This is a genomic window from uncultured Sphingomonas sp., from assembly GCF_937859915.1.
GTDB lineage: Bacteria > Pseudomonadota > Alphaproteobacteria > Sphingomonadales > Sphingomonadaceae > Solisphingomonas.
Genome location: NZ_CALMAW010000063.1, coordinates 1 through 10,181, shown reverse-complemented (window position 1 = coordinate 10,181; position 10,181 = coordinate 1). Strand labels below are relative to the sequence as shown.

At 68.0% G+C, this 10,181-nt stretch carries 10 protein-coding genes; 7 read left to right on the top strand and 3 right to left on the bottom strand.

Translation table 11 applies throughout. The features are described from left to right. The first annotated feature begins 97 nt into the window (after positions 1-97). The 5 genes from proB (at position 98) to Q0326_RS08740 (ending at position 6,039) form a co-directional block, all read left to right on the top strand. A complete protein-coding gene (gene proB, locus Q0326_RS08760; protein ID WP_298689241.1) occupies positions 98-1,225 on the top strand; it encodes a glutamate 5-kinase in 1,128 nt (375 codons plus the stop codon). Then, entirely contained in the window at positions 1,222-2,148 is a 927-nt protein-coding gene (locus Q0326_RS08755; protein ID WP_298689239.1) for an NAD-dependent epimerase/dehydratase family protein, read from the top strand. Before proB ends, Q0326_RS08755 begins: the two co-directional genes overlap by 4 nt. 151 nt (positions 2,149-2,299) lie before the next feature. Beyond that, positions 2,300-2,548 carry an acyl carrier protein gene (locus Q0326_RS08750; protein ID WP_298689237.1) on the top strand — a complete coding sequence of 83 codons (249 nt, stop codon included), beginning with the start codon at positions 2,300-2,302 and terminating at the stop codon, positions 2,546-2,548. A gap of 38 nt (positions 2,549-2,586) precedes the next feature. Continuing rightward, positions 2,587-3,807 carry an aminotransferase class I/II-fold pyridoxal phosphate-dependent enzyme gene (locus tag Q0326_RS08745; protein WP_298689332.1) on the top strand — a complete coding sequence of 407 codons (1,221 nt, stop codon included), beginning with the start codon at positions 2,587-2,589 and terminating at the stop codon, positions 3,805-3,807. A 225-nt stretch (positions 3,808-4,032) separates the two neighbouring features. Then, complete coding sequence (locus Q0326_RS08740; protein ID WP_298689235.1) at positions 4,033-6,039, top strand: ATP-binding protein; 2,007 nt, start codon at positions 4,033-4,035, stop codon at positions 6,037-6,039. Here Q0326_RS08740 and Q0326_RS08735 read toward each other — a convergent pair. The 3 genes from Q0326_RS08735 to Q0326_RS08725 are packed head-to-tail and all read right to left on the bottom strand — an operon-like array spanning position 5,996 to position 8,397. Continuing rightward, positions 5,996-6,889 (bottom strand): hypothetical protein, encoded by an 894-nt coding sequence (locus tag Q0326_RS08735; RefSeq protein WP_298689233.1) that lies wholly within the window; start codon positions 6,887-6,889, stop codon positions 5,996-5,998. The two genes, Q0326_RS08740 and Q0326_RS08735, sit on opposite strands and share 44 nt — an antisense overlap. A gap of 18 nt (positions 6,890-6,907) precedes the next feature. Next, on the bottom strand, positions 6,908-7,876 hold the full coding sequence (locus Q0326_RS08730) for a diacylglycerol kinase family protein (RefSeq protein ID WP_298689231.1): 969 nt from the start codon (positions 7,874-7,876) through the stop codon (positions 6,908-6,910). Further along, a complete protein-coding gene (locus tag Q0326_RS08725; protein ID WP_298689229.1) occupies positions 7,876-8,397 on the bottom strand; it encodes a DUF2141 domain-containing protein in 522 nt (173 codons plus the stop codon). The genes Q0326_RS08730 and Q0326_RS08725 overlap by 1 nt, the downstream gene beginning before the upstream one ends. Positions 8,398-8,524: 127 nt before the next feature. On the opposite strand from Q0326_RS08725, the gene Q0326_RS08720 reads away from it, so the two are divergent. Both Q0326_RS08720 and Q0326_RS08715 read left to right on the top strand, forming a co-directional pair. Continuing rightward, positions 8,525-9,736 carry an LptF/LptG family permease gene (locus tag Q0326_RS08720; RefSeq protein ID WP_298689227.1) on the top strand — a complete coding sequence of 404 codons (1,212 nt, stop codon included), beginning with the start codon at positions 8,525-8,527 and terminating at the stop codon, positions 9,734-9,736. Then, positions 9,733-10,181, top strand: a 449-nt coding sequence (locus tag Q0326_RS08715; RefSeq protein ID WP_298689225.1) for an LptF/LptG family permease, incomplete at its 3' end; no start/stop codon positions are given. The genes Q0326_RS08720 and Q0326_RS08715, both read left to right, overlap by 4 nt.

The window sequence follows — 10,181 nt, the reverse complement described above, 5'->3', positions numbered from 1 at the left end:
CCCAGTCGAGTGCGCAGCAGGAAGAAGCGCCCTGGTCCCCATTGTGACCGCCGTGCTCTCCGCCTAAGCGGTCGCCTCCTCCCGCTAAAGTTGCCGCATGACCCGCGCCGATCGTTTCGCCCCTGCATCCTGTCCCCGGCTGGTCGTCAAGATCGGATCGGCGCTGCTGGTCGATCCCGACGGGGCCGTTCGTCGCGACTGGCTGGCGGGCGTCGTCGCCGATCTCGCCGCGCGGCATCGCGCGGGCCAGAAGCTGATCGTCGTGTCGTCGGGCGCGATCGCGCTCGGCGCGCGGCGCCTGCGATTGCCGGCCGGCGGCCGCGCCTGCCTCGAGGATGCGCAGGCCGCCGCTGCGACCGGACAGATCGCGCTGTCGCACCTGTGGGCCGAACTACTAGGGAGCGAAGGGCTGACCGCCGCGCAGATGCTGCTGACGCTGGATGATCTCGAGGACCGCCGCCGCTATCTCAACGTCAGCGCGACGGTCGCGCGGCTGCTGGCGCTGGGTGTCGTGCCGGTGGTCAACGAAAACGACACGGTCGCCACCGAAGAAATCCGCTTCGGCGACAATGACCGGCTCGCCGCGCGTGTCGCGCAGGCGGCGGGGGCTGGCGGCGTGATCCTGCTGTCCGACGTCGACGGCCTCTATACCGCCAATCCGGGCAGCGACCCGCATGCAAAGCTGATCGACGAGGTCGCGACGCTCGACGACGGGATCATGGCGATGGCCGATGGCGGTTCGGACTCGGGCATGGGCTCGGGCGGCATGCTGGCCAAGCTGCAGGCGGCGCGGATCGCGCACGCCGCGGGTGCGCATCTCGCGATCGTCGGCGGCCGCCGTGACCATCCGCTCGCCGCCTTCGCCGCCGACGGGCGCGGCACGATCTTTCCGGCGGCGGGCGGCAGCGGCGCGCGCAAGGCGTGGCTGGCAGGCCGCCTTACCGCGCATGGCCGCGTCGTGATCGATGCGGGGGCGACCAGCGCGCTGGCCGGCGGCGCCAGCCTGCTTGCGGCCGGTGCTGCCGCGGTCGAGGGCGGGTTCGCGCGCGGCGACGTGATCGACATCGTCGGCCCCGAAGGTCGTGTGGTCGCACGCGGGCTGAGCGAATATGACGCGACCGACGCGCAACGGATCGCCGGACGCCGCAGCGCGGAGCATGCGACGATCCTGGGCTATGCGCCGCGCTCCGCGCTGGTCCACCGCGACCATATGGTGCTGTTGTGAGGAACCGGTTCCGCACGCTGGCGATCACCGGGGGCACGGGCTTCGTCGGCCGCCACCTGATCGACGCCGCGCTCGCGCAAGGCCATTTCGTCCGTGCGCTGACCCGGGCGCCGCGCCCCCCGCGCGACGGCGTCCACTGGATCTACGGCTCGCTCGAAAAGCCGCTCGCGCTGAGCCAGCTCGTCGCGGGCGCTGATGCGGTGCTGCATGTCGCCGGCGTGACGAACGTCCCCGACCGCGCGGCCTTTGCCGCCGGCAATGTCGAGGGCACGATGGCGATCATCGATGCGACGCGCGCCGCGGGCGTTCGCCGCTTCGTCCACGTCTCGTCGCTGGCGGCGCGCGAGCCCAAGCTCAGCGATTATGGCTGGTCGAAGGCGCGTGCCGAAATCATCGTCGCGGCCTCCGCGCTCGACTGGACGATCATCCGGCCGCCCGCAGTCTATGGCCCGGGCGACCGCGACATGCTTGAGCTGTTCCGTGCCGCGATGCGCGGGCTGGTGCCGCTGCCGCCGGGCGGCCGGATGTCCGTGATCGCCGCGCAGGATCTGGTGCGCCTGCTGCTCGCGGTGCTGCCCGACGACGATGAGAGCCAGGCCGCGATCTACGAGCCCGACGACGGTCGGCCGCACGGCTGGACGCATGGTGAGTTCGCACAGGCGATCGGCCATGCCGTCGGCAAGCGGGTACGCCCGCAACCGGTGCCCGCCTGGGCGATGCGCGCGGGCGCCAAGCTCGACGCGATGATGCGCGGCCCCAACGCCAAGCTCACCGTCGATCGCGTACGCTATTTCCTGCACGACGACTGGGTGGTGAACCCCGACTTCCGCCCCCCCGCCCATCTCTGGCGCGCACAGCTCGAAACGATCGACGGCCTTGCCGTCGCCGCCGACAGCTATCGCGAGGAGGGGTTGCTGCGCTGAGGGACGCCGGCGGCCGGGGGATCGCGATACCCGTCGAAGCGAGCATGAATCGCTCCGCTATCCGCGCCATACCGATGTTTTCGACCCGGAACCGCCCCCTTCCCGCCGCATTCGTTTGGCAAGCGGACCCTGTAAAGTCTAAGGATTGGCCATGAGCACGCGCGACGAGACCTTCGCCAAGGTCACCGACCTGATCGAGCCCTTCAACAAGAAGGGTATCCCGCTCACCGACGCGGTCCGCTTCGCGCAGGACCTCGAATGGGACAGCCTGACCGTGATGGACTTCGTCGCGGCGGTCGAGGACGATTTCGACATCATCATCACGATGAACATGCAGGCCGAGATCGAGACGATCGGCCAGCTCGTCGATGCCGTCGAGACGCTCAAGGCCGCGGCATGACCGACGCCGGCACGCTCCGCGAGGATCGCCCGCTCGACATGCTCGAGCACGCGTCCGCCCCCGATCTGCTCGCCAAGTTCGATCCGCTGATCGCCGAGCGCCAGGCGCTGCTCGATACCGGCGTGCGCGATCCCTTCGCGATCGTGATGGAAAAGGTGCTCTCGCCGACCGAGGCGATCATCGGCGGCAAGCCGACAATCCTGCTCGGCACCTATAATTATATGGGCATGACCTTCGACGCGGACGTGATCGCGGCGGGCAAGACGGCGCTCGACGAGTATGGCGCGGGAACGACCGGCAGCCGCGTGCTCAACGGCACCTACCAGGGCCACCGCGAATGCGAGGAGGCGCTGAAAGACTTTTACGGCATGGATCATGCCATCGTCTTTTCGACGGGCTATCAGGCCAATCTCGGCATGATCTCGACGCTTGCGGGCAAGGGCGACTACATCATCCTCGACGCCGACAGCCACGCCTCGATCTACGACGGCTGCTGGCTCGGCAATGCCGAGATCGTCCGCTTCCGCCACAACAGCGTCGACGATCTCGACAAGCGTCTTGGCCGACTGCCGAAGGATGCGGGCAAGCTGGTCGTGCTGGAGGGCGTCTATTCGATGCTCGGCGACATCGCGCCGCTGAAAGAGATGGTCGCGGTCGCCAAGAAGCATGGCGCGATGATCCTGTGCGACGAAGCGCACAGCATGGGCTTCTTCGGCGATCACGGCCGCGGCGTCGCCGAGCAGGAGGCCGTGCTCGACGACATCGACTTTGTCGTCGGCACCTTCTCCAAGTCGGTCGGCACGGTCGGCGGCTTCTGCGTCTCCAACCATCCCAAGTTCGAAGTGCTTCGCCTCGTCTGCCGCCCCTATGTGTTCACCGCCTCGCTGCCGCCCTCGGTGGTCGCGACGGCCGCGACCTCGATCCGCAAGCTGATGCACGCGGGCGAGAAGCGCGAGCGGCTGTGGAAGAACAGCCGACGGCTGCATCAGGGCCTGCGCGATCTTGGCTTCACGCTGGGCACCAAATCGGCGGAATCGGCGATCATCGCGGTGATCCTGTCCGATCAGACGCAGGCGGTCGGCATGTGGCAGGCGCTGTTGGAGCTTGGCCTCTACGTCAATATGGCGCGCCCGCCGGCGACGCCCGCCGGCACCTATCTGCTGCGCTGCTCGCTGTGCGCCGAACATCGCGACGAGCAGGTCGGCCAGATCATGGAGATGTTTGCGCAAGCCGGGCGTGCCGTGGGCTGTATCGGCTGAGAATATCGGCGCGCGCCGCGTTCCCGTCGTCTCGGACTTGATCCGAGAGCCAAGCGCAATGCGGTGGCGCGCAGCGCTCTGGATGCCGACCTGGTCCGCGGGATGAGGCAAAGTGCGATTTCGTCGCCAATCTCCCGCAGTCCGACTGCGTTGTTACTTTTCCGGTAACCAATAGGGCGCTAAACTGGCGCCATGGGGTCCGGCGAAACCGAGCGAGCCGATCGGGTGGCCTTCGACGTCGAGCATGGCGGCGGCGGCGCGCCGCGCCGTTGGCTGACGCCGGCAAGCCTTGCCATCCTGTTCGGCGCGGCGATCGCGGCGACGCTCGTGATTCTGCTGATCGTCCAGGTCGACCGATCGACCACCGCGCGCGATCGTGCACTGACGATGGAGCGCCACAGCTACGACGTGATGCTCGTCACCCGCTCGGTCGATAGCTCGATGGCGCGCGCCGAGGCGGCGCTCGGGCGATTCGCGACCAGCGCCGATCGCGGCATGGGGACCGGCTATTACAACAATTGGCTCGATGCCGGCGCGCAGATCAGCCAGCTCGAGACGCTGGTCGGGCAGGATCCCGAGGAAACCGCCCTCGTCCGCCAGTTGCGCGCGCTCTACACCGCCCGCGGCAGCGAACTCGGACTGACCGCGACGCGGGCCTATTATCGCCAAGGCTGGCCGGCGCTGCTGCTATTCAACAATGCCGGCCATTCCAAGCTGATCCCGCAGATCGATCGTACGCTGACCGCGATTTCGGATCATGAGCGCGGGATGCTGCAGGCCCGCTTCGATGCGTCGGATGCCGCATCGATCTTCGCCAACCGGTTGGTCACCTGGTTGTCGACGATCGGCGTGATCCTGATTGCGGGGGCGGGCATACTCGCCTGGGCGACGTGGTCGGCAATCCGCACACAGCGCCAGGCGAGCGAGGAGGCCGAGGCGGCCGACGACCGAGCAAGCTGGCTCGAACAAGCCGTCTCCGAACGCACCCGCGCGCTGACCGAATCCAACGACCGGCTGCAACGCGAGATGGCCGAGCGCGCGGCCGCCGAGGCACAGCTGCGCCAGATGCAGAAAATGGAGGCGGTCGGACAGCTCACCGGCGGCATCGCGCACGACTTCAACAATATGCTCGCGGTCGTGGTCGGCGGGCTGGATCTTGCGCGGCGCCGGCTGGCGATCGAGGCCGACGAAGTCGGACGGCATATCGACAATGCGATGGAGGGCGCCAATCGCGCCGCCGCGCTGACCCGCAGGTTGCTCGGCTTTGCGCGCGCGGAACCGCTGCTGCCCGAGGCGATCGATGCGGGCGCGCTGATCGAGGGAATGTCCGACCTGCTCGACCGCACGCTCGGCGAGCGCGTCGTGGTCGAGACGCAGGTGGAGGCCGGCGCCTGGCCGGTGTGGGTCGATCCGCTCCAGCTTGAGAATGCGATCCTGAACATGGCGGTCAATGCCCGCGACGCGATGGATGGCGCGGGCAGGCTGGTCATCACGGTCGACAACGTCGTGCTCGCGCACGGCGAAGTCGGCGAAGCACGGGCGGGCGACCATGTCTGCATCGCGGTCACCGACAGCGGCTGCGGGATGACGCCGGCGATCATCGAACGTGTGTTCGAGCCCTTCTTCACCACCAAGCCCGTCGGCAAGGGCACCGGGCTGGGGCTGAGCCAGATCTTCGGCTTCGTCCGCCAGTCCGAAGGCGATGTCGCGATCCGCTCCGCACCCGGCGAAGGCACCACCGTGTCGCTCTACCTGCCCCGCGGTCAGGCGGCCGCCGCAAGCCGGCCGATCGTGTCCGAGCCGTCGCGGCTTGCCATTCCGGCGATCCCGTCCCGCGACCATGGGCCGCGCGAGCCTGTGCTGATCGTCGAGGACGATCCGCGTGTGCGCGTCGCGACCAGCGATGCGATCGACGAACTTGGCTATGCCGTCGTCGCTTGTGCGAGCGGCGAGGAAGCGATCGCGGTGCTCGATGCGCGGCGCGACATCCGGCTGATGATCAGCGACGTCGTGATGCCTGGCATGACCGGCCCCGAACTTGGCGCGGTGGTGCGCGTCCGCCATCCGCATGTCGGCATTGTGTTCGTGACCGGCTATGCCGGCGAGGCCGGCGACGAGCTCGAGGGCGAGGCGGTGTTGCGCAAGCCCTTCACCATCGCGGCACTCGACCGCGCGGTATCGACCGCGCTCAGCGCACCGCGCCGCGCGCCAGGAGTCGCGGCAACAGCGTGATCGCGCCGAGGATCGGCCAGCGCCGCTGCCAAGGCTGGATCTCGATCGCGGCGCCGGCGTGACGATTGATCTTCCACGCCAGATAATCGAGCCCTCCGGCGAAGGTCGCGCTTGCCTTGGCGAGCCGCAGCAGCGTCAGCGCCTTGCCACGGCGCTGCGTCGCCTTCCAACCGCGTAACGCGACCACCTGCGGTTGCCGGGCCGCCGCAAGCGCATGAGCCACTTCGAGCGCCGGCGGCGAAAAGCGACGATAGCGATCGGGATCGGCATCGACGATGCTGCCCGACCGCGTCCTGCGCTCGGCACGCAGTTCCGCCGCATAGGTGAGCGCGAACGCGGTCCGCCAGAGATCGAGCGGGTCGCCGCGACGGTCGGCCATCGGCAGGGTCCGGGCGAGCAGCGTCGGCGCCGCCTGCGCGACGGCCGCCACCATCGCCGCGCGCACAGCATCGTCCTTCACCCACGCCAGCCGCGCCGGCTGTGCGAAGCGCGCCCACACCGAGGGATTGTCCGTTGCCGGCCCACATAGCCGTGCGAAGTCGGTCACACTCAATATTGCATATTTGCACGCAAGCCCGTCCGCCTCGAACGGAAAGACGTTGGGGGGGATTAGCCGGTTGGCGGTCGCCAGCCAGGTCCTGCCATAGGCGGCGCGATAGTCCGAGACGATGAGATAGAAATCGAGCATCAGCCCGTCGAGCCGCTGCTCGCGCAGGCACGAGCCGTAGAACAGCACCGCGCGAGCTGCCCCCGGGTAACGCGCCGCTACCGCCGCCGCCAGCAGAGCCGCGCGAGGCTCGATGGGCTCGGCGAGTTCGGCCGCGACCAAGGCGCGCAGCTCGTCGGTCATCCGGCTGACGACCTCGCCTTAGGCCGCCAAGCTGAGAAACGGCACCGGCGCGGTCGGCGTCAGAACGATCGGATGGCCGGCGTGCGATTCGAACAGTTCGCCATCGAGGATCACGCTCGACCGGCCCTCGATCCGGATCTCGTCGCCACGCTCGATATGCAAGCCCCGGATCGGGTTGCGCCCGAGCCGGCCGAACACGCTCGCCATCGTCGCGCCGACCAGCGATCCCGCGTTCTGCTCGACCATCATCAGCTGGAGCGCGCCTGCGGTGCCGCCCTGCGCCTGCTTCCAGCCGAGCACGAGCTTGTGCAGCGTGGTGACGATCATCACCGCGAACGTGCCGGTCAGCACCCCGCCCCGGATCACCGACACCGAGATCGGGTTGGACTTCGGCGGCAGGAAGGCGGCGCGGATGCCGAAAATCAGCGTCACCAGCAGCGCGACCGCGGTCAGCGCGTGGCTGAGCACATTGGGCAGGCCCAACGGATAGATCTTGTTGCGGCAATAGAGCATCGTATCGGCGAGCCCCGCGCCGCCGAGGAACATGCCCAGCACCGGCCGTGCATTGACCTCGCCGTGGGTCAGCGCGATCAGTTCGCGTGCGACGATGTGCGGCGCCATGTCATCGCCGGCGATCTCCATGATCCGCGCCAGCGCCTGCAGCGGATCGCCGACCGCGCCGAGATCGAGCGCGATCAGATTGGTCTTGCCATTGGGCAGCACCGCGACCGGCGGCGGCGCCACGCCGAAATGATCGCCGTGATAGAGTTCGGTCAGCGTCGCCTGGACGGTGCCGTCGCCGCCGTTGATGACGAGGATGGTCGGCCGCACGCGCGCGATGGTGCGCAGCGCGTCGCCGATCTGCGCGACGTCCTCGACCTCGTAGTGGAACACGTCGCGATGCTCGGCGCAGAAGGCACGGATGCGCGGCAGCAGCGAGCGGTTGCCGGTCGAGCGCGGATTGGAGAGGAGAGCGACGCGCGCCATCAGCTTGCCGCAACCGGGCCGAAACTGGCACCCGACAGATAGTTGAGCGTGATCGGCACGACGCGCAGGCCATGGCCGACCATCACCGCGACCTGGTCGGGCGACGGCTTGCGCTTGAACATCAGATCGAACAGCGAGACGTGCGGATTACCCGACATGCCGCCGCCGTCGAGCCGGCCGGTATGGCCGCTGCCGTCGATATCGTGCCGTACCGAGATCGCATAGCGGCCGGGCGTCGCCACCGGCACGCAGACGTCGAGCGCGCCGGCAGGCGGCACGCGCAGGTCGATCCGCTTCAGATAGCTGCCCTTGTCGAAATAATGATCGGGATCGCCGCCATAGGATTGGACGCGCACCACGCCGGTGCGGGCCTTGAAGCCGACGACATGCACCAGCATCGCAGGCTCGCCGGTCTCGCAGGCGGCGGCGAACGGTCCCGCCGGCGCGGCATGACCGGCCGTAGCCAGCACCATAGCGGCAGCCAGTAGCGCGGCACCCGACCCGATCCGCACTTTCGACATGACCTCGCAACTCCCGGAAGCTATAGGCGCGTGGGGCAGCGACACGGGGGCCTTCGCTCCCATGTTCCACCCCCCTTCTCAATCGGTCGCAAATGCGGCCGGAAGATGGTCATGAGGCGTCCAAACCTTGAGATTTCTGACGCTGACCGATCGTTATGTCGCCCGGCTGATCGCGGTCCCGCTGATCTCGACGCTGCTGCTCGCCGCGATGCTGCTGCTTCTCGACAAGATGCTGAATTTGTTCGATTTCGTCGTGCGCGAAGGCGGACCGGTCAGCGTCGTGTGGAAGATGCTCGCCAATACCATACCCGAATATATGTCGCTGGGCGTGCCGATCGGGCTGACGCTGGGGACGCTGCTCGCCTTCCGGCGTCTCGCTATGTCGTCCGAGCTCGACGTGCTCCGCGCGCTCGGCTGGAGCTACGGCCGGCTGCTGCGGGTGCCCTATCTGTTCGCGGGCGGTCTCGCGCTGGTCAATCTCGGGATCGTCGGCTTCGTCCAGCCCTATTCGCAATATGCCTATGAGGGGCTGCGCTACGAGCTGCGCTCGGGGGCGCTCGGCGCCTCGATCAAGGTCGGCGAGTTCACCAAGCTCGGCAAGAACGACACGATGCGGATCGAGCACAGCCAGAATGGCGGGCGCGACCTGTCGGGCATCTTCGTCCACACGCTGGGGCAGGACGGCAAGAGCTCGGCGGTGACCGCCGAGACCGGCAGCTTCTTCGGCACCGACGATCCCGACACGATCATTTTCCGCCTGCACAACGGCGTGCTGGTCAACAACGCGCCCGGCTTCAAGACGCCGCGGGTGCTGACCTTCACCAGCCAGGACCTGCCTGTCGCGCTGCCCAAGATCGACAATTTCCGCCAGCGCGGCATCAAGAATCAGGAGCTGACGGTCCCCGAACTCGTCCGTACTGGGCACAGCGGCAAGGTCACCAAGGCCGAGCGCATCCAGAGCCGCGCCGAATTCCACTTCCGGATGGTCGAGGTCGCGATCATGTTCCTGCTGCCGCTGCTCTCGGTGGCGCTGGCGGTGCCGCCCAAGCGCTCGAGCTCGGCACTTGGCGTGTTTCTCTCGATCGTGATGATCGTCACCTATCACAAGATCAACCAGTACGCGGCCGCGGTCGCGGCGCTGGGCAAGATCAACCCGATCGTCGCGCTGTGGTTGCCGTTCCTGGCGTTCTCGCTGCTGATCTGGTGGATGTACCATACGCTCGCGCACAAGCCCGGCGGGCAGCCGATCGGCGCGCTCGAGCGCGGCGCCGCCAAGATCGGTGCCGCCGTGCGCCGCTGGACCCGCCTCAGCCATCACCGGATCGCGATCCCCGCATGAGCCTCGCCCCCGAATTCCAATTCTTTCCGTCGCGGACGCTCGCCTGGTACATGGCGCGCAACTTCCTGGTGAAGACGCTGGCGGTGCTGGCGGCGCTCGTGTTCGTGCTGCAGACGCTCGATCTGCTGGGCGAATCGGGTACCATCCTCGCCTATCCCGGCAACGGCCAGCATCAGCTGTGGCATTATGTCGCACTGCGCGTCCCGCAGATCGTCGCGCGCTTCCTGCCCTTCTCGGTGCTGCTCGGCACGCTGATCACGCTGGTGACGCTCAATCAGAACAGCGAAGTGATCGCGATGAAGGCGGGCGGCGTCTCGGCGCACCAGATCCTGGCGCCGCTGGTGCTCGCCAGCATGGGCATCGCCGGCCTGTCGTTCGTATTCAACGAGCGGATGGTGACGCGCGCGACCGCGACGCTCAACGCCTGGCAGGATGTCGACTACGG